The 26,290-nt window shown below is 37.0% G+C and carries 29 protein-coding genes, 1 riboswitch and 1 other annotated feature; of the genes, 5 read left to right on the forward strand and 24 right to left on the reverse strand.

What is annotated here, in order from left to right; genetic code table 11:
• Positions 1-290: 290 nt before the first annotated feature.
• A riboswitch (SAM riboswitch) is annotated at positions 291-398 on the reverse strand.
• A gap of 125 nt (positions 399-523) precedes the next feature.
• The 3 genes from DN410_RS12850 to DN410_RS12860 form a co-directional block, all read right to left on the reverse strand.
• Positions 524-868, reverse strand: coding sequence for a hypothetical protein (locus tag DN410_RS12850; protein ID WP_149176802.1), 345 nt, complete (start codon positions 866-868; stop codon positions 524-526).
• Positions 869-1,020: 152 nt separating this feature from the next.
• Entirely contained in the window at positions 1,021-1,329 is a 309-nt protein-coding gene (locus DN410_RS12855) for a thioredoxin family protein (protein WP_081257791.1), read from the reverse strand.
• Positions 1,330-1,332: 3 nt separating this feature from the next.
• Positions 1,333-1,677 carry a toprim domain-containing protein gene (locus tag DN410_RS12860; RefSeq protein ID WP_000640869.1) on the reverse strand — a complete coding sequence of 115 codons (345 nt, stop codon included), beginning with the start codon at positions 1,675-1,677 and terminating at the stop codon, positions 1,333-1,335.
• Between the two features lie 67 nt (positions 1,678-1,744).
• Between DN410_RS12860 and DN410_RS28180 the strand changes: the two genes are divergently transcribed.
• The gene (locus tag DN410_RS28180; protein ID WP_218947470.1) at positions 1,745-1,891 is read left to right on the forward strand and encodes a hypothetical protein; all 147 of its coding nucleotides are present in this window, start codon (positions 1,745-1,747) and stop codon (positions 1,889-1,891) included.
• 243 nt (positions 1,892-2,134) lie between these two features.
• On the opposite strand, the gene gcvH is transcribed toward DN410_RS28180, so the two are convergent.
• The 3 genes from gcvH to DN410_RS12875 form a co-directional block, all read right to left on the reverse strand.
• The gene (gcvH, locus tag DN410_RS12865; RefSeq protein ID WP_000026898.1) at positions 2,135-2,518 is read right to left on the reverse strand and encodes a glycine cleavage system protein GcvH; all 384 of its coding nucleotides are present in this window, start codon (positions 2,516-2,518) and stop codon (positions 2,135-2,137) included.
• Positions 2,519-2,559: 41 nt separating this feature from the next.
• On the reverse strand, positions 2,560-2,925 hold the full coding sequence (locus DN410_RS12870) for an arsenate reductase family protein (protein WP_149176803.1): 366 nt from the start codon (positions 2,923-2,925) through the stop codon (positions 2,560-2,562).
• 561 nt (positions 2,926-3,486) lie between these two features.
• Positions 3,487-4,017 (reverse strand): hypothetical protein, encoded by a 531-nt coding sequence (locus DN410_RS12875; RefSeq protein ID WP_149176804.1) that lies wholly within the window; start codon positions 4,015-4,017, stop codon positions 3,487-3,489.
• A 146-nt stretch (positions 4,018-4,163) separates the two neighbouring features.
• Between DN410_RS12875 and DN410_RS12880 the strand changes: the two genes are divergently transcribed.
• Complete coding sequence (locus DN410_RS12880; RefSeq protein ID WP_149176805.1) at positions 4,164-4,811, forward strand: phosphatase PAP2 family protein; 648 nt, start codon at positions 4,164-4,166, stop codon at positions 4,809-4,811.
• Positions 4,812-4,878: 67 nt separating this feature from the next.
• Here the strand turns inward: DN410_RS12880 and DN410_RS12885 are convergent, their stop codons facing one another.
• The 9 genes from DN410_RS12885 to DN410_RS12930 form a co-directional block, all read right to left on the reverse strand.
• Positions 4,879-5,892, reverse strand: coding sequence for a PTS sugar transporter subunit IIC (locus DN410_RS12885; RefSeq protein ID WP_002191093.1), 1,014 nt, complete (start codon positions 5,890-5,892; stop codon positions 4,879-4,881).
• Between the two features lie 22 nt (positions 5,893-5,914).
• Complete coding sequence (locus DN410_RS12890) at positions 5,915-6,865, reverse strand: L-lactate dehydrogenase (RefSeq protein ID WP_472926185.1); 951 nt, start codon at positions 6,863-6,865, stop codon at positions 5,915-5,917.
• 246 nt (positions 6,866-7,111) lie between these two features.
• Entirely contained in the window at positions 7,112-7,360 is a 249-nt protein-coding gene (locus DN410_RS12895) for a spore coat protein (RefSeq protein WP_149176807.1), read from the reverse strand.
• A 13-nt stretch (positions 7,361-7,373) separates the two neighbouring features.
• Positions 7,374-7,559, reverse strand: coding sequence for a hypothetical protein (locus DN410_RS12900; RefSeq protein WP_001180550.1), 186 nt, complete (start codon positions 7,557-7,559; stop codon positions 7,374-7,376).
• A 640-nt stretch (positions 7,560-8,199) separates the two neighbouring features.
• Positions 8,200-8,919, reverse strand: coding sequence for an MBL fold metallo-hydrolase (locus DN410_RS12910; RefSeq protein WP_149176809.1), 720 nt, complete (start codon positions 8,917-8,919; stop codon positions 8,200-8,202).
• 115 nt (positions 8,920-9,034) lie between these two features.
• Entirely contained in the window at positions 9,035-10,819 is a 1,785-nt protein-coding gene (locus DN410_RS12915) for an acyl-CoA dehydrogenase family protein (protein ID WP_071748128.1), read from the reverse strand.
• Between the two features lie 102 nt (positions 10,820-10,921).
• A complete protein-coding gene (locus DN410_RS12920; RefSeq protein ID WP_149176810.1) occupies positions 10,922-11,158 on the reverse strand; it encodes a hypothetical protein in 237 nt (78 codons plus the stop codon).
• A gap of 3 nt (positions 11,159-11,161) precedes the next feature.
• A complete protein-coding gene (locus DN410_RS12925) occupies positions 11,162-12,334 on the reverse strand; it encodes an acetyl-CoA C-acetyltransferase (RefSeq protein WP_001206342.1) in 1,173 nt (390 codons plus the stop codon).
• Positions 12,335-12,355: 21 nt separating this feature from the next.
• Positions 12,356-14,737 (reverse strand): 3-hydroxyacyl-CoA dehydrogenase/enoyl-CoA hydratase family protein, encoded by a 2,382-nt coding sequence (locus DN410_RS12930; protein ID WP_149176811.1) that lies wholly within the window; start codon positions 14,735-14,737, stop codon positions 12,356-12,358.
• A gap of 237 nt (positions 14,738-14,974) precedes the next feature.
• On the opposite strand from DN410_RS12930, the gene DN410_RS12935 reads away from it, so the two are divergent.
• A complete protein-coding gene (locus DN410_RS12935) occupies positions 14,975-15,121 on the forward strand; it encodes a YuzL family protein (protein ID WP_001096344.1) in 147 nt (48 codons plus the stop codon).
• Positions 15,122-15,208: 87 nt separating this feature from the next.
• Positions 15,209-16,048, forward strand: a complete 840-nt coding sequence (locus DN410_RS12940; protein WP_149176812.1) for a D-alanyl-D-alanine carboxypeptidase family protein — start codon at positions 15,209-15,211, stop codon at positions 16,046-16,048.
• Positions 16,049-16,070: 22 nt separating this feature from the next.
• Here DN410_RS12940 and DN410_RS12945 read toward each other — a convergent pair whose 3' ends face one another.
• The 4 genes from DN410_RS12945 to DN410_RS28920 form a co-directional block, all read right to left on the reverse strand.
• On the reverse strand, positions 16,071-16,988 hold the full coding sequence (locus tag DN410_RS12945) for a proline dehydrogenase family protein (RefSeq protein ID WP_149176813.1): 918 nt from the start codon (positions 16,986-16,988) through the stop codon (positions 16,071-16,073).
• 312 nt (positions 16,989-17,300) lie between these two features.
• Positions 17,301-17,546 carry a YusU family protein gene (locus tag DN410_RS12950; protein WP_149176814.1) on the reverse strand — a complete coding sequence of 82 codons (246 nt, stop codon included), beginning with the start codon at positions 17,544-17,546 and terminating at the stop codon, positions 17,301-17,303.
• A 49-nt stretch (positions 17,547-17,595) separates the two neighbouring features.
• Positions 17,596-17,898 (reverse strand): MTH1187 family thiamine-binding protein, encoded by a 303-nt coding sequence (locus tag DN410_RS12955; RefSeq protein ID WP_001018860.1) that lies wholly within the window; start codon positions 17,896-17,898, stop codon positions 17,596-17,598.
• A gap of 77 nt (positions 17,899-17,975) precedes the next feature.
• Positions 17,976-19,976: a methyl-accepting chemotaxis protein gene (locus DN410_RS28920; RefSeq protein WP_149176815.1), complete on the reverse strand. Its 2,001-nt coding sequence runs from the start codon at positions 19,974-19,976 to the stop codon at positions 17,976-17,978.
• A 188-nt stretch (positions 19,977-20,164) separates the two neighbouring features.
• Here DN410_RS28920 and DN410_RS12965 point away from each other — a divergent pair, with 188 nt between their 5' ends.
• Entirely contained in the window at positions 20,165-20,923 is a 759-nt protein-coding gene (locus DN410_RS12965; protein ID WP_149176816.1) for a TrmB family transcriptional regulator, read from the forward strand.
• Between the two features lie 27 nt (positions 20,924-20,950).
• Here DN410_RS12965 and DN410_RS27980 read toward each other — a convergent pair whose 3' ends face one another.
• From DN410_RS27980 to yidC, 5 genes are all read right to left on the reverse strand, one after another.
• Positions 20,951-21,127: a hypothetical protein gene (locus tag DN410_RS27980; protein WP_179958610.1), complete on the reverse strand. Its 177-nt coding sequence runs from the start codon at positions 21,125-21,127 to the stop codon at positions 20,951-20,953.
• A gap of 79 nt (positions 21,128-21,206) precedes the next feature.
• Entirely contained in the window at positions 21,207-22,391 is a 1,185-nt protein-coding gene (locus DN410_RS12970; protein WP_149176817.1) for an MFS transporter, read from the reverse strand.
• Positions 22,392-22,498: 107 nt separating this feature from the next.
• Entirely contained in the window at positions 22,499-23,815 is a 1,317-nt protein-coding gene (locus tag DN410_RS12975; RefSeq protein ID WP_149176818.1) for an APC family permease, read from the reverse strand.
• Positions 23,816-23,880: 65 nt separating this feature from the next.
• Positions 23,881-24,117: a binding site (T-box leader), on the reverse strand.
• 448 nt (positions 24,118-24,565) lie between these two features.
• Positions 24,566-25,366, reverse strand: coding sequence for a hypothetical protein (locus DN410_RS12980; protein ID WP_149176819.1), 801 nt, complete (start codon positions 25,364-25,366; stop codon positions 24,566-24,568).
• Positions 25,367-25,495: 129 nt separating this feature from the next.
• Entirely contained in the window at positions 25,496-26,278 is a 783-nt protein-coding gene (yidC, locus tag DN410_RS12985; RefSeq protein ID WP_000920530.1) for a membrane protein insertase YidC, read from the reverse strand.
• Positions 26,279-26,290: the final 12 nt, after the last annotated feature.

A 26,290-nucleotide genomic window follows, 5' to 3' on the forward strand; every position in this document is an offset into this window, starting at 1 on the left:
CCCCTTTTTTAAATAAAAAGCGCAAGCGGCTCGTTTAGAACAAAAGGACGCCCGAATCCCTGACGTAGAGGCGCTTTTTGCCTCATAGGAAGGGATGAAACGACCGACTGTTCTAGCCGCTGAAGCTAGATTTTAGATCGACTCCGCAATTTTTTATTTGTAATGCGTGTAGTCCACCGTTATCACTACTTTTATTATTTGAATGTCCTCCACATTCAAACAATAAAAAAACCTTTCTGCTTTAGAGAAGCAGAAAGGTTTATATGCGTATATAACAACATTATCCCTCTCTCTCATCTCTCAAAGCATTTGCTTTGCAGGAATTGGCACCATTTCAACATAAGTTGACGGTTGCCGGGCTTCACAGGGCACAGTCCCTCCACCTCTCTTGATAAGAGAAATCAGATTACATTTTCGTCTGATTTGTAATTTATGAAATTGTCTATATTTTATGAATTGAATTGTATCAATATCCACACACCATGTCAACAGAAATTTTTGCAAAAAATGAAACTTCAGAATTTTAAGCACCTACTGACATCGGTTTACATATATGAAACATCGACTCGACTAATAGCATCGTTCGATACGTTCCCGAATATTGTACACGTCCATCGTTCATTAACATTTGCAATCGTACATTGCCGTTCACCAATTGTTTTACATCTTCTTCATCAACACAAACGATTTGCTCCGTTCCTCTTTCCTCTTGCAACAGCTCTATATAATCTCTTGAAATTTGTAACGAACAACATTCATCTCCAAAACGGAAATTAACAATTCTTTCTCCTTGTCTTAGAAGTGGTTCTAAATGGTATTGACCGTTAGCGTAATTTACAAATGATTGCAGCAAAGAATATAATTTCACCCTAAATCACATCCTTCATATCACTTTCTATTACATACCATTCCCTCTCACTAAAGAGCAATCCTGTTATTTTCGCTCGACAAATACTGTACCTACCCTGCATCTCGACATATTTCCCAAGAAATATGTCGAGGCGGCAAAAACTTTGCCGCCTACTTTAATTCCGTATATAAATATTCAACCGAATGAAATGCATATATCTTCTTCATGAGTGTCCCATTTTCAAAAACAAGTAAACACGGTACACTTTCAATTCCATACTCTTTCGCTAAATGCGGAGCATAATTTAAATCTAACATCCCAATTTTCAGATCCTCAATTGTCAGCTCAACAACCGTTAACATCTTTTTTGCTAATTGACATGTTCCACACATCGGAGTATATACATATAACACTGTTTTTTCTTCGTTTTCTATTAGGGCTGTAGCCTCGGCTCCTGTCCAGTCAATCACTTCTATCATTCCTTACCGTAAATATTCTGTATAGACGTCAATGTCAGCTCCCCATAATACATTTGCTAAGTGTGAAGACGGCGCAGTTGCCACTTCTCGGTATGAGCGATCGATATAAATATGCTCTGCTTGCGGAAATTCTTTTCGAAATTGTTTCCTTAACTTTTCTCCAGCATCATCAGCATCCACTAGCACATACACTTCCTTATCAAAAAACTGATCAACGAGCTCATCCATTTTCGACAAACCAATTGTACCATTTGTACAAACAATTTCCACCGGTTCACGAATAATAGATTCAATCTTTCTTCTATCTGATGTACCTTCTACAATAATGACTTTTTCTACATAAATCATATGTCATCACCCGATCACCATATACTATACAACCTTTAACTTAGTATATAGTATATTCGTTATTTTCATGTTGTTTCCTGTTTATTTTTGCAAAAGAAAAGCGAAAGCGGCTCGTTCAGATTTTGAGGGGGATGGAGCTTCTGACGTAAAGGCGCTTTTTGCCTTGCAGGAAGAAGCGAAGCCACCGAACAATCTAGCCGCTGGAGCTGGATAATAAAGAAAAGCGGAACCGACTGCTTAGCCCTGTTGGCTAAGGTTCTTTCGCACAGAAGACGCTTTTTGTCTTCTCTGCGGAAGGTTCTTAGACATGAAGGGCTAGGAGGTGGAGCTGGATAATAAAGAAAAGTTTTTTCCAAAAACGTTCTCCTACACGATAATTAGTATATGATTCTACGTTCATTATTTTACATAAAATAAAAAAAGGACAGCACAAAGGCTGTCCTTCAGTCGACTATAATTAGTCTTGGTTTGTCATTTCTGCATATTTTTCTGCAGTTAATAACTTCTCAACTTGGCTTGCATCAGAAAGTTCAACTTTAACCATCCATGCACCCTCGTATGGAGATTCGTTAACAAGTTCTGGTTGGTCACTTAATTCTTCGTTTACTGCTACAACTTTACCGCTTACAGGTGCGTATAACTCAGAAACTGTTTTAACAGATTCTACGCTTCCGAATGGCTCGTCAGCTTGGATTGTTGCACCTACTTCAGGAAGTTCAACGAATACGATATCGCCTAACTCACCTTGTGCAAAGTGAGTAATACCGATAACAACTTCATTACCTTCAGTTTTTACCCATTCGTGTTCTTCAGAGTAACGTAAATTATTTGGAATGCTCATGACTGTACCTCCAGTGAATGTATTAATTATGTAAAAATACCTTATTGGTACTTTTTCCACACACTTTCAAACTGCTCTTCGTTAAAACCAAGTGTTACAATCGTTCCATCTGTTACGATTGGACGTTTAATCAACATGCCATCAGATGCTAAAAGTTCGTACATTTCGTCTTCACTTGCATCTTTTAACTTATCTTTCAGACCAAGTTCGCGGTAACGCATTCCACTTGTATTAAAGAATTTTTTTAATGGTAACTCACTTTTTTCATGTAAATTACGTAAATCTTCTTTTGACGGTGGATTTTCAACAATATGAATCATCTCATATGCTACATCGTTTGCCTCAAACCATTTCTTTGCCTTTTGACATGTGCCACACTTTGGATATGAATAAAATGTTACTGTCATAAATTCACCTACTTTTTTACTAACCTTTCCTTTATCATATAGAAAACGTTTTATTATTTCAAACGATTATTCGCTAAACTTTTACTTATTTCGTGATAAATTTTAATAATCCTGCGAATTTTTCTTATTTTTCCGCCATTTCCTAAGAAAAAATAAATTTATATTTTTTAGATTCTTCCTGCCAGCAGCACCGAACATATACCTTAAACAAACGTTTGATTAATTTCCTATTTTTCTATGTTAGCCTTTGAACCGCATTGCTTTCTTTCCACCGAACATACATCTTAAACAAACGTTTGATTAATTCCCTATTTTTCTTCGCTTCCTTTGAACTGCATTGACTCCTTCCTACCGAACATACATCTTAAACAAACGTTTGATTAATTCCCTATTTTTCTTCGCTTCCTTTGAACTGCATTGACTCCTTCCTACCGAACATACATCTTAAACAAACGTTTGATTAATCCCCTATTTTTCTACGGTAACCTTTGAACTACATTATGTCTTCTCTACCAAACATACACTTTTAAAAAAATAAGAAGCCCTCTATATAAAGGCTTCTCATGATCTATTCAAATAATCTGCAATTGTTTGAAATACTACGATATACATATTATGAATACTTTCTTCTGTATTTCCACCATTTGATAAACCAATTCCCCACTGTTGCCCTTCACCACTTCCGATATTTGCAAAACCTTGCGTATACATAGCATTTACATCTTTTCTTGCGCTGTTATACTCTATACCTTTTGTAATAAAAAGTGAATATGATTTATCTTGTAAACCAATAAAAAACACGGGTTTCTTTAACGATGAAAATAAATCTTTATACTGCTCTTTTGATGCTTCTTGAAAGTACTCTTTCATTATTAGAAAACCGTCTACTTCCTTAGATTTTCTTGTCAGTTCCTCTAATTTCATTTTCTCAAACTTTACATTTCTAAACGTATCTTTCGGCTTTTCGCCAACAACTCCAATTACGAGTGCTCTCCCGTTATATTCTAATTTCTCTCCTTCATTATCTTTGGCACACCCAGCACCGACTAGGCATAACAATATAAAAATTAAGAAATACGATAAACGCTTCATTTAGCACCCTCTCCTTCTTTTAAGTCAAGTGACAAAAACGTAAGGTTAATTCAAGAAAATGTAAGTAAAATCGATAGCCCCATTCGCGTTTCTATATTATAATCAATTGAATTTACTTACATTACTAAAAAACATAGGAGATTGTCATGAAGAAATTTAAACTTTCATCTTTTCTTCCGTTAAGTTATATACTTCTACTCGTACTCGTAAGTCCCCTTTACGATGTATTAAATAAATCAACTGTTCACGCAGTAGACGTCACAACAGTAGTAGATGATTGGATTCCATTTGTAAAAGCATTTATTATTCCTTATTTACTTTGGTTCCCATACTTATACGGTGCACTTATTTATTATTGTTTTGCTGATCGAAAGCAATATTACGTGACTTTAAGTAGTGTCATTCTTGGCAAACTTGCTTGTTTTTCTGTTTATTATTTTTGGCAAACAACAGTGCCGCGTCCAACCGTCGTTGGAACAGACGTATTTTCTGAACTAGTTCGCTATATTTATAGTATCGATCAACCGGTAAACTGTTTCCCTAGCATTCACGTCCTTACTACATTTGTAATTATGCTAGCTGCCTTTAAACGTAGAGAACAGCATGCTTTTGAATATTACATTCTTACTTTCTTCGGTACACTGATCATTTTATCGACGTTATTTACGAAACAACATGCATTTATAGATGCCGTTTCTGGAATGACGCTGGCAAGCGTACTATACTTCGGTGTTCAGCTATTGTTAGCAAAAGAACCAATACGAGTTCCAGTAAAACAAAACCAAAAAATGTAACGTAACAAAAAAAGCAGACTGCGGCTTCTTCAGTCTGCTTTTATCTATTATTAAGGAGATTTTCAATTTAAGATTGCGGTACAGTCATATCACCAGAGTGAATACGACCTGCTTTTTTAAGAGCGATGTAAAGTATATAAGAAACAGCTACTGGAATGATGATATAAGTGATTACCATCGCTGGAACAACTTCCCATCCTTGGCTGGAAATTAAATTAATTGGTGCGATAAGAGAACTTAATCCAAGACCTGCAATTTCTTTTCCTGCTTCTAGCTGGAAAATTAATGCTGATACTGGGCCGACTATGGCGCTGGCGACGACAGTTGGGATGAGAATCATTGGATTTTTAGTAATGTTTGGCAACTGTACTTTCGGAGTACATAGGGCCTGAGCTAATATACCGCCTAAATTATTTTCTTTTGCTGAGATGACAGAGAATCCGATAAACTGAGCAACACATCCTGCAAGAGCAGCACCACCTGCAACACCATCTAAGCTAAGCGCTATCGCTAACGCAGCTGATGAAGCTGGAGAGATAAGTAACAGTCCCCAAACTACTGCAATGACGATAGAAGCAATGAATGGGCTACCAGCTGAACTATCTTTAATGAATGCTCCAACTGCATTTAAAACCGGGCTAATATTTTGTGCTAACCAAATACCGACTAAACCAGAACCTAATATTGCTGCAAATGGAACGAGCATCATATCTAAAGCAGTTTTCCCACTTAAACGTTTCCCAATATATACAGCTAAAGTTGCTGTTAATAACGCTCCGATTGGCTCACCTGTTTTAATGATTAAACCCGCTTCAGTAATTGAAATGGATCCGGCTCCAATTGCTCCAGCTACCATCGCTGAAAAGATGACAAGGCCGTTTGCACCGAGCATAAAAGCAATCCCGGCTCCAATTGCTGGTGCCATAAGTGATTTTGCAACAACTCCGATTGTAATCAGTAATGGGATATCAACAATTCTTCCTATATTTTCGATCAGTAAACCAATTCCGAGGGATACGAAAATACCTTGTGCAATTCCAGCTGATGCTTTAAATACACGAGACATTATATATTCCTTCATTTGTTTCACCTTCTCCTATAAGTTAGTAACCAATTGTTTTCATATAATCGCGTAAAATATCATTTGATTTTGCGAATCGAGACTCTTCATCCTCTGTTAAATTTAGTTGTACAACTTCTTTCATACCATCTCTAGTAATAATAGCTGGCACTCCTGTACAAATGTCATATTCACCGTATTCACCATCTAAAATAGCTGATACAGCAATTACACGATAATCATCATTAAAGATTGAGCTCGCAATATAGGCTAGAGAATTTCCGATTCCATAATAAGTAGTACCTTTTCGTTTATAAATTTCCCATCCAGCTTTTGCAGTCTTCTCAACAATTTCATCTAAATCTATTTCACCGAAACGTTCTTTTTTCTCTTCTAAAATTTGCAGAACTGGCTTCCCTCCAACAGTTACATGTGACCAAGCAACCATTTGAGAATCCCCATGCTCTCCTAGTGAGTATCCATGAATACTACGAGGATCTACATGTAACATTTCAGATAAAATTGTTCTTAAGCGAGAAGAATCTAATGATGTACCTGTACCAATTACACGATTTCTAGGTAATCCAGATAATTTCCACACTTGATATGTAATAATATCAACTGGGTTCGATGCGATTAAGAAAATACCATCAAATCCACTTTCCATGACGCCGCTAACAATGCTTTCCATAATCTTTGCACTTGCTCCTAAAGTATCTAAACGACTTTGTCCAGGCTTCGGTGCTGGTCCTGCTGTAATAATGACAATGTCCATATCTTTGCAGTCTTCATAGTTTCCTGCATATACTTTTGTTCTTGTATTTGTAAAGTTAATGCAATGTGATAAATCCATCGCTTCCCCAACTGCACGTTCATGATTTATATCAATTAATAATAGCTCTTCGCAAATCCCTTGATTTACAATGGAATACGCACAACTTGATCCAACTAATCCAGTACCGATAATTGCAAGTTTTCTTGTATGTCTTTTCATAGCAATCTCTCCTAATTGATCATATAATCTATTTCTTTTGTTCTTTACACTCCTAATTATAGAGATTCCCACGATAGAAACCATGGATACTTTGTGAAACATTGAGCAAAGTATTTGTCCTTTTTGTGAATTGTTATATTCCATTTTCGTCATATTTGTTACAACTGGAAAAATATTTATTATGTATTTATTGACATACAAAAAAATAAAACGAGCGAATCCATTTTCGCTCGTTTTTTCATCCTATTATTCTGCACTTAACTGACCTTTCAATTGCTGCACAATCATCGGATTCGCAGGTGCTGCTGGTTTATAATAACTCTTTTGCTTTGCGTACTCATACATGTTACGTTGGCGCGCCTCATCTTGATTACGAATTTGGATTAACGTTTGATGTAACTGTTCATTATCAGACTGAGCAATATAATTTGCATAACTTGTTAAACTTGCATTCAATCCTGCTAAATAATCATTTACCATATCTTTTTCATTCATTTTCCGCTTCCTCCTATCCTAAGAAAGTCATTAATTGCTGTTTCGTATTTCGTGCATCTTGCGCATCTTTTTGTAGCATTTGTTTCAGTTGTGGATCTGTACAAGCCTGTGCATACTGATCCAATTTGTTAATAATCGTTGCGTGTCCACCAATTAAATGACGTAAGTTTTCTACTTCAAGCTCTGTTAAATTTTGCATGGAATACTCCTACCTTTCTTCTTTCATTCTCCTTTAGTATTCTGTTCTTTTTAAATCGTATTCATTAAAAAACTTTCTTACAGTTAAAATCAATCACATCTATTTACACATATAAAAAAACGTTATACTTACAGAAAAACACAAAAATTAAAATTATTACCTTATGTTACCTCGATAATTTACAAATATATTAAGAAGAGGTGCCTATGGAAAGAACATTTAAAGTTATCTTTTTCATCATTTACACTATCCTATATATAAAATTACTAATTGATGTATTAACTTTAAAACCACTATTCACCTCTATACCTTTACACATGTTATTTCTCATTTGTTTTCTATTTATAGCACTTAACAATTATAAAAATCGTAACACTACATTTTTCTTAGTATTTATTAGTGCGACTCTATTAGTAAGTATTAGTTTAATTAAAAATACCCTTTTATAAACTTTACACACTACACACAAAGGAGCAATGATTATGAAAATCCACGACTTTCTTACAAAAAGCCAAGAAACTTATGATTCTGATCCAAGCCAAGACCCTTTCGTCTTTACGTTTTTCAATTTCGTATTAGCAATATATACATTTCTAAAGCCTGCTAAATAATCATTTAACTAAAAAGAGCCTCTAAACGATTAGAGGCTCTTTCTACTTAAATTCCTTTCTGCTTCTTCAATCGCCCGTTGCATTTGCATTAACGGATTTTTAATCATTTTCCCATGTCCTGTCGCCAATAAAGACGGCTTATACTCCAGCAATTTCTGAGCACTCGTTAATGAAACTTCTGCATTCCAAGTCCCAAACATAGGGAACGGAAACAGCCACTTCAACTGTCCTGCTACCGCTACTCCTCCTCTCGTTTGAAATGCATCTCCAACAATAAGTGCATCATTTCTCGTGTCTAAAAATGCGATTGATCCTGGTGTATGACCTGGAGCTCCAATCGCTACAAGAGAACCAACTTTATCTCCCTCTTGAAGAAGAATATCTGGAATCGTCTTTATCTTTTTTGAAACACTCACTTTTACCTGCTTGCCTGGTTCCCCTAATTGCAATGACAAATCTCCTTCAAGTAAACTTGCATCTCTCTTAGAAATATAGACTGGAACATCGGGCATCTCTTGCTTTATCGCATCAAGCGCTCCTACATGGTCATCATGCGCATGTGTAATAACGATATTCGTAATCGGTTTTCCTATTTTCCGAGCTGATTCTAAAATCTTCTTTGCACAAAACGGTAAAGCCGCATCAATTAAAGTTAATCCTGTTTCTTCTTCAACGAAGTAACAGTTAATTGGAAATAGACGCGGTAAAAATGCAATTTGATGAACTGTTTCTACGCTTATTACCTTCATCTTCTTTACCTCCAAAAAATAGAGCTGTTTACACATACATATGTAAAACAGCTTTATTCAAGAATTCAGCAATAAAAAACCAGCAGCCACAAGGCTACTGGTTCTCTTTTATCTATTAAACTGTGTAACGCTCATCTTCTAAAATTTTCGCAGCGATTTCACGTTTCTTCGGAATTACGTTAAGTGGTGTGTGGCGAGTTAATTTACGTAATGATGATAACATCATGCGCAGCATGTCGCCGTTTTCAACTGCGATAAGTGTTTCTTTCGCATCTGCTTCGATTTCGTTGAACGCTTCTTGGCAGAATACTTCAGTGTATAACACTTTTTGTTTATTCTTTTCAAGACCAGTCGTTTTAATTGCTTTTTCTGTACGAAGAACAGCTGACTCCATTGCGTATAGGTTGCTTACGATGTCAGCGATATTTACAAGAATTTCTTGCTCTTTATCTAATGCTTTACCGTATTTTTGAGCAGCTAATCCAGCTACCATTAAGCCGATTTTCTTCGCGTTAGTTACTAAATACTTTTGAAGTGCTAATGGCTCATCGCCTACTTCTTCTGGCATCATCATCATTAACTCTTCTTGTAATTTTTGTGCTTTTTGAAGAAGTGGTAATTCACCTTTCATCGCTTTACGTAAGAACGTACCTGGTACGATTAGGCGGTTAATTTCGTTCGTTCCTTCGAAAATACGGTTAATACGAGAATCGCGGTACATTCTTTCAATCTCGTACTCTGCCATAAATCCGTAACCACCGTGAATTTGAACACCTTCATCTACTGTATAATCTAATACTTCAGAACCGAATACTTTATTTAAAGAGCACTCAATTGCATATTCAGCGATAGAAGCTGCTACTGCTTTACCGTCTTTTACTTCCTCTTCAGATAATGTGCTCATGCGGCTTTCGAATAAACCTACTGTACGGTATACAGAGCTTTCAGCTGCATATGTTTTTGCTGCCATATTCGCAAGTTTCTCTTGAATTAATGGGAAGCGAGCGATTGGTTGTTTGAACTGTTGACGTTGGTTTGCATATTGTGCTGAAATTTCTACTGCACGTTTCGCAGATCCAACTGTACCAACACCTAATTTATAACGACCGATATTTAAAATGTTGAATGCGATAATATGACCTTTACCGATTTCGCCAAGTAAGTTTTCTTTCGGTACTAACGCATCTTCTAAAATTAACGTACGAGTTGAAGAACATTTAATACCCATTTTCTTCTCTTCTGGGCTTGTAGATACACCAGCGTATTCTTTCTCTACGATAAATGCTGAGAAGTGCTCTCCATCAATTTTTGCATATACAACAAATACGTCAGCGAATGCAGAGTTTGTAATCCACTGTTTTTCACCGTTTAATACGTAATGTGTACCTTCTGCATTTAAACGTGCAGTTGTTTTTGCACCTAACGCGTCAGATCCTGAACCTGGCTCTGTTAATGCGTATGCAGCTAATTTTTCACCAGTTGCAAGTAATGGCAAATATTTTTTCTTTTGCTCTTCGTTACCGAATAATACGATTGGTAACGATCCGATACCTACGTGAGCACCGTGAGTAATTGCAAAACCGCCAGCGCGAGAGAATTTCTCTGCGATTAACGCTGAGCTTACTTTATCAAGGCCAATTCCGCCGTACTCTTCTGGTACGTCAGCGCCTAATAAACCAAGTTCACCAGCTTCTTTTAAAAGACGAACTGAACGATCAAATTCATGTTGTTCTAAATATTCAAGCTCTGGAAGAACTTCATTTACGATAAAGTCCTCTGTCGTTTTTGCAATCATTTTATGCTCAGATGAAAAATCTTCTGGCGTAAACACTTGATCAATCGTAATCTCATCAACTAAAAAGCTACCGCCTTTAACCGCACTTCCTACTGTTTTTTCCATGAAAATTTCCTCCTTCATATTTTCATGAGCAGCTTCTCTCTTTTTGAAAGAAGCCGGCTCTCCCTTTTGTTTTTATAAACCTTTGTTGCTTCCATTCTTTTTTTATAATCCAGTTCCAGTGGCTAGAACAGTCGGTCGTTTCACCCCTTCCTGTGGGGCAAAAAGCGCCTCTTCGTCAGGGCTTCCAACGCCCTCACATTCTGAGCAAGCCACTTCCACTTTTTTTAATCCAGTTCCAGCGGCTAGAATGTTCGGTGGCTTCGCTTCTTCCTGCGAGGCAAAGAGCACCTCTACGTCTGAAGCTCCATCCCCCTCACATTCTGAGCAAGCCGCTTCCACTTTTTATAGTAATTCAAACACTCCCGCTGCTCCCATTCCGCCACCGATACACATTGTTACGATACCGAATTGTTCGTTGCGGCGTTTCATTTCGTGAATAAGAGATAGTGTTAGTTTTGCTCCTGTACAGCCAAGTGGGTGTCCAAGTGCGATTGCGCCACCGTTTACGTTTACTTTTTCTTCATCTAATCCAAGTTCACGAATAACTTGAATGGATTGAGAAGCGAATGCTTCATTTAGTTCGAATAAGCCAATATCAGATAGCTCTAAACCAGCTAGTTTTAACGCTTTCGGAATTGCAGCGATTGGGCCGATTCCCATTACTTCTGGTGGCACGCCAGCTACTGCAAATGAACGGAATTTCGCAAGTGGCTTCATGCCATCGCTCACTGCTTTTTCACGGTCCATTAATAGTACAGAAGCTGCACCGTCACTCATTTGTGAAGAGTTACCAGCTGTTACAGAACCGCGAACATTAAATGCTGGACGTAATTTACCTAAAATGTCTAGCGTCGTTTCTGCTCTTACACCTTCGTCTTGTGCGAAAATGATTGTTTCTTCTTGCAGTTTGTTATTTGATCCAACAGTACGTAACGTTACATCTACAGATACTGTTTCATCAGCAAAGTTGCCTGCAGCTAATGCTTTCGCAGCGCGTTGATGGCTTCTTACTGCAAATGCATCTTGCTCTTCACGAGAAATTCCATATTTCACAGCAACTTGCTCTGCTGTATGTCCCATACCCATATAATATTCTGGAGCCGCTTCTACAAGGCGACTATTCGGACGAACAACGTGTCCCATCATTGGAACTAAACTCATTGATTCCGCTCCGCCTGATAATACAGCTTCTGAGTGACCAAGCATAATACGCTCTGCTCCGTAAGCGATACTTTGTAAACCTGACGAACAGTAACGGTTAATTGTAATAGCTGGAACATCGTAAGAAAGTCCTGCTAATCCACCGATATTACGAGCCATGTTTAAACCTTGCTCTGCTTCTGGCATCGCACAACCGAAGATTAAATCATCGATTGGTCCTTCATAATTCGCACGCTTTAACGTTTCCTTTACTACTAACGCCCCTAGATCGTCAGGACGAACTGTTTTTAATGAACCCCTCTTTGCTTTTCCAATTGGTGTTCTTGCTCCCGCAACAATGACAGCTTCTCTCATGAACGATATCTCCCCTCGTTATTAGTTACGTAATGGCTTTCCTTTTACAAGCATGTGCTGCATTCTTGCTTGTGATTTCATCTCACTTACTAAGCTAATAAATGCTTCACGTTCTACATCTAATAAATACTGCTCATCAACTTCTGTTCCGTACGGCACTTTTCCGCCCGCGATGACATATGCAAGTTTCTTCGCAATGTGAAGATCGTACTCTGAAATGTAACCAGATAAATGCATTGCTTCCGCACCAAGTGCAAGAGTTGCATATCCTGTTTCACCAACAACTGGTATCTTTTTACGGATTGGCGCTTTGTAACCAGCTTCATATAAAGCAAGTGCTTTCTGTTTCGCATCGTATAGTAAGTGATCGCCATTCACACTAATACCGTCTTTATCACCTAAGAAGTTATGAGAAACTGCTTCTTGTCCTGAAGTTGAAACTTTCGCCATTGCGACTGTTTCGAACACTTTATTTGCAACTTTTTGCAGATCAAACTCTACGCCATTTGCCATTTTATTTAAGTGTTTAATGTATAGCTCTTTATTACCGCCTCCGCCAGGGATTAAGCCAACACCAACTTCTACTAAGCCCATATACGTTTCACTAGAAGCTTGAATGCTCGCTGCTGGTAAGCAAACTTCTGTACCTCCGCCAAGCGTCATGCCATATGGCGCTGCTACAACTGGCTTAGAAGAGTACTTAATTTTCGTCATTGCATCTTGGAAGTTTTTAACAACCCACTCAATTTCAAAGTAGTTGTCATCTTGTGCTTCCATTAAGATCATTGCAAGGTTCGCACCAACGCAGAAGTTCTTCGATTGGTTACCGATAACAAGACCTTTATAATTCTTTTCTACTTCATCAACAGCGTAGTTAATCATTTGTGTAATATCCATACCGATTGCATTGCTCTTCGAATGGAATTCTAAGCAAAGGATACCGTCGCCTAAATCGATTAAGCTCGCTCCGCTATTTTTCTTTAATACGCCATTTTTTGCTTTTAATTGTTTAAGAGAAATTGCTTTTTTATTACGTTCAATTAGCTTATATTCGCCATTATCGTAATAGTAGCTATCTCCGTTATCATGTTTGTAGAAAGTAGTGAAACCTTTCTCTAACATTTCTTTCACCCAAGTCGGAACAACTACGCCGTTTTCTTCCATCTTTTGAACGGACTTTTCAACGCCAATTGCATCCCAAACTTCAAACGGTCCTTGCTCCCAGCCGAAGCCCCACTTCATCGCTTGGTCAATTGCAACGATATCGTCAGCAATTTCTTTATGAAGTTTTGCAGAGTATAAAAGAGTTGGTGTAATGATATTCCATAACAACTCTCCTGCGCGATCTTTCGCGTATACAAGCGCTTTCAATTTGTTCGATAAACCTTTTTCTTGTTTACTTAACTCGATCGATGCAGCTTTTAATTTTTTACGAGCTTCGTACTCCATCGTTTCAGGATTTAATTCTAAAATTTCTTTTCCTTGCTTTAAGAAGAAGCCTTGACCTGTTTTGCTTCCAAGCCATTTTTTATCCAGCATGTCATGCATAAAAGCAGGTACTTTAAATACATCACGCTCTTCTTCTTGTACGTTTTCATATACGTTATTTGCAACGTGTACAAATGTATCTAAACCGACAACATCTAATGTACGGAACGTTGCACTCTTCGGACGACCAATTAATGGACCTGTTACAGAATCAACTTCCCCAATGCTGTAACCGCGTTTTATCATCTCTTGAAGAGTTACAAGTAAACCATACGTACCGATGCGATTTCCAATAAAGTTTGGTGTATCTTTTGCGATAACAACGCCTTTTCCAAGAACGTCTTCGCCAAATAGTTTCATGAAACTTAATACTTGTGGATCTGTTTCTTTCGTCGGTATTACCTCTAGAAGTTTTAAATATCGTGGTGGGTTAAAAAAGTGTGTGCCTAAGAAGTGTTTCTGGAAGTCGTCTGAACGACCTTCTGCCATTTTTTCAACTGAAATGCCTGACGTATTCGAGCTTACAATAGAACCCGGTTTACGAACAGCATCTACTTTTTCAAATAGTTTCTTTTTAATATCTAAGTTTTCAACTACTACTTCAATAATCCAATCTACATCAGCAAGACGCTCAAGATCATCTTCTAAGTTACCTGCTTCAATCAGTGTTAAATTCCCTTTCACTGTCAGAGGAGCTGGTTTTTGCTTTAATAGTTTCTGCACAGCTGTATTACTAAAACGATTTCTCACACTTTTATGTTCTAATGTAAGTCCCTTCGCTTCCTCTTCTTTCGTAAGCGCAGGTGGTACAATATCAAGCAATAATGTCGGAATACCAATATTAGCTAAGTGTGCCGCAATTCCTGAACCCATTACGCCTGACCCTAGAACAGCAGCCTTTTTAATTTGGAACATCCAATTCTCCCCCTATTCTTGAATGAATGCTCATTCAATTTTTCGACATAAGTCGCAATCAATGAGTGAGCCTCTACTAATAAATATATGATACTGTTTAAATTTTCGCAATATATTTATTGATAAAATTTTCTGAAATAAATATTTTTCTTTTATTTGCCCATGCTATATATATGTATTTTCTTCATTCAAATACACTTTTCCTTTTTATAATCTGACGAAATTGGAGGAATATATATGGCAAAACTTAAGAAGAACCCCTCAAAGGCTGGAATTAGCGCAGCAAGCGTAACTGGAAATGCAGGTCCGCATAATCACGGTGTAGAAAAAGGGCGTCAAGGTAATAATCAACAATATAAGAAACATAATATGGGCGAAAAATAACGCTATATTTTTGGGCAGAGAACGTGGCATAATGGGTAATGGCTGCTTTTTCTGCCCAATTTATTTGTAACAAATGAGGGAATTATAATGAAGCGAACAATAGTTATGATTGTAATGATTGCTACACTATTTACAGGAATGATTTTCTTCTCTTATGCACACAGACAACAAGCTGTAAGAGCTGATCAACCTAGTATTACTGGGCAATACGGGATTACAATCGATGCAGACACAGGTGAAATTTTGTATGGGAAACGCGAAGACGAACGCTCTTATCCGGCTAGTATAGCCAAAATGATGACAACGCTTCTCTTACTAGAGAATGTAAAAGAAGATGAAGAAATTACAATTACAGAAAATGCGATTAAAACAGAAAGTCAAAGTAAGAAGATTAAACTACGTGCTGGTGAGAAATTAAAACGTGATGAGGCATTAAAACTTATGCTTATCATTAGTGCAGATCCGATAGCCGAATCAATTGCAGAACATATCGCAGGATCAAAAAATGAATTTGTGAAAATGATGAATGAAAGAGCGAAGGAACTTGGTACAAAACATGCGACTTTCAAAAACGCAAGTGGGGCTGATGCACTTGGAAATAAAGTATCGCCATATGATATTGCTATTATTACGAAAGAAGCCTTAAAGTACCCAGTTGTTTTAGAATATATGAATTCAACGAGTACAACTCTACATACTTCAGAACGCTCTCCAAAAATCGCAAACTATGGACGAGAAGAACTCTATGACGATCCATATGCGATTGGAAGTAAAAGCGGTCTATCAGCACTCGGAAAATATACGGTCGTAACCGTGGATGAAAAAGATGGTAAACGCGTCATTAACGTCGTATTATCTTCTACTCGCGCGCAACTATATCCTGATACGAAGAAAATGGCACATTACGCATTTAAGCAATTAAAATAACCAAGGAGTATAGTCTCCTTGGTTATTTTTTGATCATACCTTTTAATACGAACGCAACGTTTGCTGGACGCTCTGCTAGACGACGCATGAAATATCCATACCAATCGTTTCCGTACGGCACGTAAACACGCATTTTATAGCCTTCTTTTACTAGCTCAAGTTGACGCTCTGTACGAATACCAAATAACATTTGGAATTCAAATTGATCCCTTGAAATATTGTGTTCTTCGGCAAGTTTTTTTGTATATTCAATAATCGCTTCGTCATGTGAAGCAATTGCAGTGTAATTTCCATTTAATAAGTGCATTTTAATAATCTTTTTATAATTGTCATCTACATCTTTCTTGTCCGGGAACGCCACTTCTTCAGGTTCTTTATAAGCCCCTTTTACAAGACGTAAATTAGGATTATAAGCATTTAAGTCCTCAATATCTTTTTCTGTACGATATAGGTAAGCTTGAATAACAGTACCAATATTATCGTATTCAGATTTTAATTGTTTAAAGATATCAATTGTCTTTCCGCAGCGTGTATAGTCTTCCATATCAATGGTAACAAACACACCATTTTCTTTTGCAGCTTCTAAAATACGGCGCATATTGTTCATTACGATTTCATCAGAGATATCTAATCCCATAGAAGTCATTTTTAAAGAAAGCTGCGAATCAAGACCTTCTCTTCCAATTGCACGGATCGCTTCAATCGATTGGTTAGCCATTTCATTTGCTTCTGCTTCATTATCAACAAATTCCCCTAAATAATCGATTGTTACACAAAGACCTTGCTTATTTAGTGCCTGAATAGCAGCTGTCGCTAATTCAATCGTCTCCCCTGCGACGAAGCGACCTGCACCAAAGCGCAAACCGTACTTTTTAGCCAGTTTTGTTAGCGCTTTATTTTTAGATAAGAAAAGAAACGAATTTCGCATTAATTGTTCCATGTAATTCACCCCTATGACTGTACTTTATCTGTTTTTTACCCCTCTTCAAAATTATATCATTCTTTAAAATTATTTGATACAAATAATTATTTAGATAATTTATAAAATACTATAAAAACATTTAAAACCCTATATTCTCGCTTGTAAATATGAAGGAAATATTTTTCGACATTTAGAAAAAACGGGTTTACTAGGACCAAAATAGGCATGCCGAAAATATTCGACATGCCTATAAAACCCTTTATATCCCATGTAAATTATATAAGGATATTAATTTAAAAAACTTGAGGTAACATTCACCTCTAGGTTTTCTCACTGCTCATTTCGCTTCTCTTCATTCAACTTTTTAATATTCGTAATTAGCTGTACCATCTCTTCTTTTGCATCAGGATACGTCTCATTCCAATGTTTCACTAAAGCTGGCATTGTCTTCGCAATGTAAGAATAAAGCGCCCACTTCTGCACCTGATCTTTTCGCTCTTCATTGCTTTCTCCCAGTAATAGCTCCGTATATTTCTCTAACAATCCATCAAATTGCTCATTAAACTTTTCACTCATCTTTATTTACCTCCTATATGAAAAAAGCAGCGAAGATCGCTGCTTTTTCTTATAATTTTGATCGAACAGAGTTTAATTTCTTCTCCATTGTGCTTACTTTATCACGGCGATCATCGATACGAATTGTTGTCGCAACACGCTGTGCACCTTTCGTATATGGCACTTCATGCATCTGTTGAATAACTTCTAGAATGACAGGAAGATCTCCTTCAATAATTGTATTCATCGGTGTTAATTGATACTTCACGCGATCTGCATTTTTCTCTAGCACCTTTTGTACTTCTGCTACATATTCACTAACACTTGGATTACCTGTTCCTACTGGAATAATCGATACGTCAACAATTGCCATAGTAACTTGCCTCCTATATTCACTTCTTATATATCCATTGTCTATTTTACCAAAATCTTTATCATTTTAATAATATGTTATTCCTCTACTTTAAAATGCTCAACCAGTCTTTCTAAATCGCGCATATGCTCTGTCAAACTTTCCATCGTATGAGCTACCTTTTCTAAATGGTTAACCTGTGACTCAGTCGCTGCATTTACCTCTTCAGAAACAGCTGCACTTTCTTGACTCGTACCAGCAATTGTTTGCATTACCTCTGTAATTTCTCCTTGCTCGTGACCTATATTATGTACCTCTTCTACAATGTTCTCAACTGAAGTACTAATCGTATTTACTACTGACATAATTGTGCGGAATTCCGTTTCTGCCTCTGTCGTCACTTTATTCTGTATATCTGCAATATCTTTCAACTTACTTACAACTTCTACAACTCGTTTTACTTCTAATTGTACATCCCCGATCATCGTTGCAATTTCTCCTGTTGCCACTTTTGATTGCTCCGCTAATTTTCGAACTTCTTCAGCAACAACTGCAAATCCCTTCCCTTGCTCACCCGCACGCGCCGCTTCAATTGACGCATTTAAAGCTAACAAATTCGTTTGATCCGAAATACCTTTTATAAGTTCTACAACATTTTGAATTGATCCGACTCTTTGCTCTAACCTGCCAGATGCTTCTTCTGTATGAACAACAATTGAAGAAGATTCTCCCCTTGTACGAACTAAATTTTTCATCGTATGTAATCCTTGTTTAGATGCCGATTCTGCTTTGCTAGCCACTCCTTTTATTTCACCAACGGAGCTATTCATTTGCTCCACTGACTGCGCCATGTTCTCAAGTTGTGCTGAAACTTCATCTACACTATTCGCAAGCGTAGATGCTCCCCCGCTTACATCATCCATTGCACCAGAGACTTCTCTACTAGCTGCTACCGTTTCATTCGTTAAATAATGTAGATTATTCGTTGATTGTTGTACCGTCGATACGCTGTTTTTAATTTTACTTACCATTTCATTCATTTGCTCAACCATATGATTAAAATGGTTCGTTAGCTCCCCAACCTCATCTTTACTTGTCACTTTCATTTGTAGCGTTAAATCACCTTCTGCTACTTTTTGAACGTGATTCGTTAATAGTTGCAGTGGTCTTGCTAATCTTCTTGAGAATAAATATGAAGCTACGATTCCAACTAATAAGCTAATACATGCCATTATAATGACTGTATTTCTCGTGCTGTTTAATAACTCATCAATTGTTTGCTTCGGATAAAAAATACCGATTTTCCATTTCATCGCATCAAATGATTGGCTATAAACGACTACATCTTCACCCTTTACTGTCGTTTCGGCAAATTTTGTTACATCTTTATTTAAACTCTTCACAAGTGGCTCTTTCGAAACATCTTTTCCTATTTTCTCTGGGTAAACAAGAGCCATATTTTTATCATTTATAATAAACATTTCTCCGCCGTTATTGTATTGAATATTATGAAGCAACTTCTGAATCGTCCCAAGCGATACATCCATCGCAACAACACCTAATACAGATCCGTCTTGCGCTGTAATTGCTTTAGAAACTCCTACACTTAGCTTACCTGTTGTAATTTCGTATAAAGGTTGGCCCCAATGGACTTTTTTCACATCAGCCTCTGAATCCTTATACCATGGTCTTGTCGTTGGATCGTATCCTTCTGGCACTTGTCCACCGTCAGCAATACTAGCACTTAATGTCTTTTTATCTTTCGTACCTATATATAAATCTAAAATACCAGGATGATTCTTTTTATATTCCAAAAACTCTTTCGTTAAAAATGCTTCCTCTTCCGGAGTTACCCCGTCTTGAATCATATTGCGAACCATTTCACTGTTCGCATAATATCCCATATCTTCATCAATTCTTTGAACAAATCCCGTAAGTTGCTCTGTCACAAGATCCATCGTATTTTGAGAATACTGGTCTAAGGAGCGCACTTCCTTCTCCTTCTGTAATTGATACATTGTTGTACCTAGTATGACAAACATCATAGAAATCAGTACCGAAAATACTACTGCAATTTTTAACCGTAAACTTCTCAACATCTTCCCCCAAGCATCCCCTTCTCGTTGTAATGTAATCATATTAATCATTATATTAAGTATAATAGATAAATATAAAAAATTGAAATTAATTCTCATTTCAATCTGATTAGAAAACCTACTACCACTTGTGTAAAAACAAATAGTTCATTATTCTTAAGCTATATAATCTCATTCGTTCGGAGGGAACTATGTTACAAAAATTCGGTTTCTCACAATATGAAAGCCAAGCTTATGAAATTGTCGTATCAAGCAATGAACCGTTAGATGCTACGACAATTGTGAAGCACTCTGGTGTTCCAAAAGCAAAAATATATGAAGTGCTAGCACGCCTAATCGATAAAGGCATGGTAATGGATTCTGTTTCAGAAAAGAAAAAGTTGTATACCGCATTGCCACTCAAGCTAGCAATTGAAAAATTAACGACAGAATTCCAATCAAACATTCAAGAATTGGAAACGAATATATCGAAAAAATCATTTACAGATGACCGTGTATGGAGCCTAAAGATGCAATCTTCTATTCGAGTTCAAAGTAAAGAACTCATAGAAAGTGCAACAGAATCGATTCGTATTTCAGCTTGGAATGATACGCTTTTAGAATATCTTCCATTATTAGAACAAAAAGCAAAACAAGGTGCCCAAATCGAGTCTCTTATAGTTGGGAACGTAGAAACAGAGTTAGAAAACATGCATTTTCTAATCCCAGCTGAAGAACCTAACGCATTAGAGCGTTATTTACTACTTATCGTAGACGACCGCGAAATTTTATTCGCTGGTGTAGAGCAAGAATCATGGCAAGCGATGAAAACAATGTCACAACCTTTCGTGAAGTTCTTTACAGAGTTCTTCTATCACGACGTCGCACTTGCGAAAATCACCCAGAAACACCATGACCTCTTTATGGAGGATGAAGAAATTAAGAGTTTGTTGATGAAGTTGAGGTATTAATTGAATACAAAAAAGGAGTCCACTTTTTCAACTAGACTCCTTTTTATTTTGCTCCTTTATATCCATCAACAGCTCAATAATCTTCTCATTTTGCTCCACTTGTTTCTCAGAATTTTGATAGATGAAACGAACCCATCTAAAAACAAAAATAACCACAAATAACGGAAGTACTGTGAATATAAAACCAATAATTGAATAATCCATATACTATCACCTCGCTATATACCCCTTTCTCCATTTCTCTCCTAACCCCTGCAATTTTTTACAAATAAAAAAGAACCTATCAAACGATAGATTCTTCCTTCGTAAACTGAGTAGAGCGTCCTCTCGTAATAGAGAAAATTGCGCAAAGCAGCGCCAATATAATAAAGCCACCGCCTACCCAAGCGTTATATATAACAGATGATTTTTCAATCACAACTCCGCCTACTGTTGAACCGAGTGCAATCCCTAAGTGAAGAGCAGAGTTATTCAAACTTTGCTGAATACCAGCTGATTCCGGTGCAATTTCAATTAAATAGTTTTGCTGTGCTGGTGAAATAGCCCAGCTCAGCATACTCCAAAGTCCCATCATTATAATGAAGAGCGGGAATGAGAATGTCATCATCGGCAACATAAAGATAGCACACGCAAATACGATAATAATTGAGATAATACTTTTCTTCGATCCCCATTTATCAGCAAGCCAGCCTCCGAAGCCGCCTCCAATTACTGCTGCAATTCCGAAAATGAAGTAAAACACACTAATCCAATTCGCTTCAACATGCATAACATCTTTTAAGAATGGTGTTAAATATGCATATAGTGTTAAATGACCTGTTAAAAATAAGAATGACGTTAGCTGCGCACTTACAATTTTCTTATCTTTTAACGTAGCAATTTGTTCTCTTATTGATAACACCGATGTCGCTGGTACTTTCGTTAAGAACAATGAAATACAAGCAATTGCTATAACTGTTAATATCGAAATGAGTACAAATGGTGCACGCCAGCCGTATGCATTGCCGAGTACAAGACCAAGCGGTACTCCAAGTACGAGTGATCCACTAATCCCCATAAAAATGATTCCAATTGCACGCGCACGAAAATGCGGTTCTACTACACTAGAAGCAAGTGTTACAGATAATGCAATAATTAATGAACCACTTGCTGCACAAATAACCCTTGAGAACATTAACATTCCGTAATTCACACTAAATGCTGAAATAATATTTCCAATTAAGAAAATCGATAATGCCCCAATATATAGTGTTTTTCTTTCAACCTTCCCTGTTACTGCTAATAAAACTGGACCTGACAAAGCAAATACTACCGAAAATATTGTGATAAGCTGACCAGCTGCACTAATTGATACACCTAAATCATTGGCAACTAAATCAAGTGTTCCTCCTATAATTAGCTCAACCGTTCCGACTACAAAAGCCGCAATAGCTAAAATGTACACACGAAAATTCAAGTCTTTCCCCACGCTTTCTATTTTGGTTACTACGATTATAGTAACCAAAATAGAAAGTGGAAGCAAGTACAATTTTTTTACAATAAAAAAGGTAGGCGTATTATACGCCTACCTTTCAATCATGAAACTTCAGTTTTATTTTTCTTATTTAAGTACCAATACACCGGCAGCCCAGTAAAGACAATTCCAATTGATAAGAAGCAACTTACTGGATCATTAATAATCGCACTACCGATTACAAAGAACGAACCTAAAATCGCAACAATTGGTACGATTGGGAATAACGGTACACTGTATGCACGCTCTTTATTCTTATTACGTTTTCTTAAAATGAAGACACCAATAAACGTCATTACATAGAAAATATAAATAATGAATACGGAAATCTCAGATAGCTTATTTGGATCACTAATAAGCATTAAAATAATTCCTAAAATAATTTCAACAGTAATCGCGTTTGCTGGTGTTTTAAATCTTGGACTTTCCTTTGCGATGAACTTAGAAAATGGAAGTTGTCCACGCTCTGCCATCGACATCGGAATACGTGGGAACGTTAAAATCTTTCCATTTAAACAACCGAAAATAGAAATGATAATACCGATACTAATAATTTTCCCGCCATATTCTCCAAGTAACATGCCCGCAGCTGTTGCTGTTGCATTTTCTCCAAGGTCTACAATTTGTATTGCTGGTAATACATTCAGTAACGCCAAATTAATTAATACGTAAGCAGCTGTTACAATTAAAATCCCAACTGTCATTGCTTTCGGTAATAACTTTGTTGGATTCTTCATTTCTCCGCCAATCGAAGCAAGTAGAATCCAGCCGTCATAAGCAAATAACGTTGCTAAAATTGCCATCCCAATACTTTGATTTTCTGATATCGGCACAACTACGTTAAAGATATCGCTATTCCCTTTCCAAAAACCTAACACAACAATTAATACAATCGGAATCATCTTCCCGATTGTTGTAACCGTTTGGACGATACCTCCATATTTTGTTCCCATACTATTTACAACGCCAAGGAACACAACTGTTCCAATTGCGATTGGTAAATTCCATACTTTATCTAAATAGAAAAAATTGATCATTAAAGAACTAAAATACAAACCTAACGTTCCAATAATAGCTGGTCCATAAACAATCGTTTGCATCCAGCCTGATAAATATCCCCAAAAACTTCCGTAAATCTCTTCTAAATACGTATACAACCCACCATTTTTCGGGATTTGCGCTCCAATTTCGGCTACTGTTAAACCACTTGCTAGCGTCAATAGACCACCAATTACCCAAGCAAGAATAGCCATATTAGAACTCCCTGAGTAATCTAATACGCTCCCTGGTTTCATAAACACACCAGATCCAATAATCGTTCCTACTACGATAGAAAGTGCTACTGTTAAACCAATTTTGTTCTTCTCATCATGATGCATGTTGCGTATCCTCCTTCCAATTCTAGTGTGATGCAAAAATGAAATAAAAAAACACTCCTCCCAAAAAAAGGGACGAGTGTCGTATTCGTGGTTCCACCCTTGTTTCAATTCGTAAAGTGACACACTTCACCAATTTCTCAAGTCTAAATAACGGTTTTTGCCGGCAAGCAATTACTAGGTATCCGTTCACTGCTGCAGTTCAGAGGTGGTAATCCATTTTTTCGTATTAGGAAGCTCACAGCCAAAGGCCTCCCTCTCTGAGAATCGTAAAAAATTGATCATGTCCTCATCATCACTTCTTGATGTCGAATTTTGTAGTTATTGTTCATTATATTGAATTGTTAGAAAAAATCAATATATTTTTTTATATAACATAAGAAATATTTCTCTTCTTATATTATAACAGAAGATACAACATCTCTCTAATTCCCTTATATTTTCGGAGCAATATAGTTGTAAAAAAATCATATCAACGATTTCCGAAATAAACCAATTTATTAACCAAAAACGACAATAATAAAAGGAGGCTGTTTCAAAGACAGCCCCCTCACACATATATCTTTCGGTTGCCCTTACGAAAGATACATAACTCAATTATTTCTCATCTTTTTTCATAAAAAACTTACCCCGCATTAACAGGCAGTAAAACTTCCACCTCAAAATCCAGCGAACACAGGGATGAAGGTGGCAGATTAACTGTCTGTAAAGCCCGATTGGTTCAACTAATAATCAGCGGAAATGCACCACTGATTAAAGTTTCACTTTATGATGCGGAAAGTCCACATTCAATGCCTCTAATTGTTTCTTTTCATTGTCTAAAATCGCTTTTGCTTTTGTTTTTGTTGCCTCATCTAATCCCGCAAAGATGTCTTCATGCTTCTCTTTCTCTGGAAGTTTCACACCTAGTTTTGTTAATTCTTCTTTTGCTTGCTCATGCGTTAATTTGCCGGACTTTTTTTGTTCAAAAATTGACTTCACTTTTTCTTTCGCCTGTTCATCTAAGTTAGCAAGCATGTCTTTACGCTTACCCTTCTCCGGCATTTTCACACCTAATTTCGTTAATTCCTCTTGCGCTTGTTCACATGTTAATTTACCGGATTTCTCTTGCTCTAAAATTGACTTCGCTTTTTCCTTCGCCTGTTCATCTAAGTTAGCAAACATGTCTCCATGCTTAACCTTTTCCGGGAACTTCACGCCTAATTTTGTTAACTCCTCTTGCGCTTGTTCACGTGTTAATTTACCAGATTTCTCTTGCTCTAAAATTGATTTCGCTTTTTCTTTTGTTGCTTCATCTAATCCGGCAAACATGTCTTTACGTTTTTCTTTCTTTGGAAGCTTTACACCTAGCTCCTCCAACTGTTTCTTTGTATCATCCATAATCGTTTTTACTTTTTGTTTTGTAGCGTCATCTAAATCTTTTTTCGCCGTTTTTGTCGCTTGCTCAGCTGCTGGAGTATTCGTTGCTGCGAATGCCGGAATACCGACTCCCCCAATGATTCCGAATGATAAAGCACCTGCAATCGCTAAATACCCAACTGTTTTCTTCTTCATAGGAAATTTCCTCCTTCATATTTCTAATGCATGTACACTTTCGTATACAATGCCTATAGTAATGTTGGTTTCTTAAAATTTCCTTAACGATGCAAATAAAAAACACCGCTCGTAATGAGCGGTGTTTCTCTATGCTTTTTGTAATTGTAACTCTTCACGTTCCATTATTTTTCTTAATACAATTGTTTGTGTCATTGTAAATAAGTTACCTGTTATCCAGTACAACACAAGTCCTGATGGCGCCGCAAATCCCATAAATAAAATCATTGCCGGCATCATAATTTGCTGCATTTTCAGCATCTGTACTTGTTCTCCAGGTGTAATATTAGATTGGAAAACTTTCATCTGAATAAATGTCGTTAACGCTGCGATAATCGGTAATATATGATAAGGATCTGCATGTCCTAAGTTCACCCATAAAAATGAAGATGTGCGAATCTCTTCTGTTCGGCTAATCGCATAATACAAAGCAGAGAAAATTGGCATTTGTATAAAGATTGGCCAGCAACCAGCTAGTGGATTCCAACCGCCTGATTTCATTAGTTCTGACATTTCTTTTTGATACTGCTTTTGTTTTTCAAGATCTTTACTTACATCACCGTATTTTTTCTTTAGCTTCTGCAATTCAGGTTGCATTTTCTTCATTTTCGCTTGGCTACGATATTGCGAAACAGCTAATGGAATCATTGCTGAACGAATAACGAGCGTCATAATAATGATAGCAATCCCGAAGCTAGCTCCCGGTATATGATGAGCAACAAATTGAATCATAAACGAGATTGGATATACAAAATAATGATCCCAAATTCCCGTACTATGTGCATCAATTGGGGCCGCATTACTGCAACCAGATAAAACAAAAACAAGTAATAATGATAAACTAACGAGCACAGCTCGGTATGATTTTAACATGTTCATTCCTCC

The organism is Bacillus sp. SH5-2 (assembly GCF_008368905.1).
GTDB classification, from domain to species: domain Bacteria; phylum Bacillota; class Bacilli; order Bacillales; family Bacillaceae_G; genus Bacillus_A; species Bacillus_A luti.

Excerpts from the sequence above, each read along its gene's own strand:
- DN410_RS12910 (WP_149176809.1), bottom strand. The coding sequence starts at position 8,919 with ATGAAGGTAATAAGCGTAGAAACAGTTCATCAAATTGCATTTTTACCG.
- DN410_RS12885 (WP_002191093.1), bottom strand. The coding sequence starts at position 5,892 with ATGAAGGAATATATAATGTCTCGTGTATTTAAAGCATCAGCTGGAATT.
- DN410_RS12945 (WP_149176813.1), bottom strand. The coding sequence starts at position 16,988 with ATGGAACAATTAATGCGAAATTCGTTTCTTTTCTTATCTAAAAATAAA.
- DN410_RS12890 (WP_472926185.1), bottom strand. The coding sequence starts at position 6,865 with ATGAAAAGACATACAAGAAAACTTGCAATTATCGGTACTGGATTAGTT.
- DN410_RS12925 (WP_001206342.1), bottom strand. The coding sequence starts at position 12,334 with ATGAGAGAAGCTGTCATTGTTGCGGGAGCAAGAACACCAATTGGAAAA.
- DN410_RS12935 (WP_001096344.1), top strand. The coding sequence starts at position 14,975 with ATGGCAAAACTTAAGAAGAACCCCTCAAAGGCTGGAATTAGCGCAGCA.
- DN410_RS12915 (WP_071748128.1), bottom strand. The coding sequence starts at position 10,819 with ATGGAAAAAACAGTAGGAAGTGCGGTTAAAGGCGGTAGCTTTTTAGTT.
- DN410_RS12930 (WP_149176811.1), bottom strand. The coding sequence starts at position 14,737 with ATGTTCCAAATTAAAAAGGCTGCTGTTCTAGGGTCAGGCGTAATGGGT.
- DN410_RS12855 (WP_081257791.1), bottom strand. The coding sequence starts at position 1,329 with ATGATAGAAGTGATTGACTGGACAGGAGCCGAGGCTACAGCCCTAATA.
- DN410_RS12880 (WP_149176805.1), top strand. The coding sequence starts at position 4,164 with ATGAAGAAATTTAAACTTTCATCTTTTCTTCCGTTAAGTTATATACTT.
- DN410_RS12900 (WP_001180550.1), bottom strand. The coding sequence starts at position 7,559 with ATGCAAAATTTAACAGAGCTTGAAGTAGAAAACTTACGTCATTTAATT.
- DN410_RS28180 (WP_218947470.1), top strand. The coding sequence starts at position 1,745 with ATGTTGTTTCCTGTTTATTTTTGCAAAAGAAAAGCGAAAGCGGCTCGT.
- DN410_RS27980 (WP_179958610.1), bottom strand. The coding sequence starts at position 21,127 with ATGGATTATTCAATTATTGGTTTTATATTCACAGTACTTCCGTTATTT.
- gcvH (WP_000026898.1), bottom strand. The coding sequence starts at position 2,518 with ATGAGCATTCCAAATAATTTACGTTACTCTGAAGAACACGAATGGGTA.
- DN410_RS12895 (WP_149176807.1), bottom strand. The coding sequence starts at position 7,360 with ATGAATGAAAAAGATATGGTAAATGATTATTTAGCAGGATTGAATGCA.
- DN410_RS12950 (WP_149176814.1), bottom strand. The coding sequence starts at position 17,546 with ATGAGTGAAAAGTTTAATGAGCAATTTGATGGATTGTTAGAGAAATAT.
- DN410_RS12965 (WP_149176816.1), top strand. The coding sequence starts at position 20,165 with ATGTTACAAAAATTCGGTTTCTCACAATATGAAAGCCAAGCTTATGAA.
- DN410_RS28920 (WP_149176815.1), bottom strand. The coding sequence starts at position 19,976 with ATGTTGAGAAGTTTACGGTTAAAAATTGCAGTAGTATTTTCGGTACTG.
- DN410_RS12875 (WP_149176804.1), bottom strand. The coding sequence starts at position 4,017 with ATGAAGCGTTTATCGTATTTCTTAATTTTTATATTGTTATGCCTAGTC.
- DN410_RS12955 (WP_001018860.1), bottom strand. The coding sequence starts at position 17,898 with ATGGCAATTGTTGACGTATCGATTATTCCAGTAGGAACAGGTAATCCA.
- DN410_RS12980 (WP_149176819.1), bottom strand. The coding sequence starts at position 25,366 with ATGAAGAAGAAAACAGTTGGGTATTTAGCGATTGCAGGTGCTTTATCA.
- DN410_RS12975 (WP_149176818.1), bottom strand. The coding sequence starts at position 23,815 with ATGCATCATGATGAGAAGAACAAAATTGGTTTAACAGTAGCACTTTCT.
- DN410_RS12940 (WP_149176812.1), top strand. The coding sequence starts at position 15,209 with ATGAAGCGAACAATAGTTATGATTGTAATGATTGCTACACTATTTACA.
- yidC (WP_000920530.1), bottom strand. The coding sequence starts at position 26,278 with ATGTTAAAATCATACCGAGCTGTGCTCGTTAGTTTATCATTATTACTT.
- DN410_RS12870 (WP_149176803.1), bottom strand. The coding sequence starts at position 2,925 with ATGACAGTAACATTTTATTCATATCCAAAGTGTGGCACATGTCAAAAG.
- DN410_RS12860 (WP_000640869.1), bottom strand. The coding sequence starts at position 1,677 with ATGATTTATGTAGAAAAAGTCATTATTGTAGAAGGTACATCAGATAGA.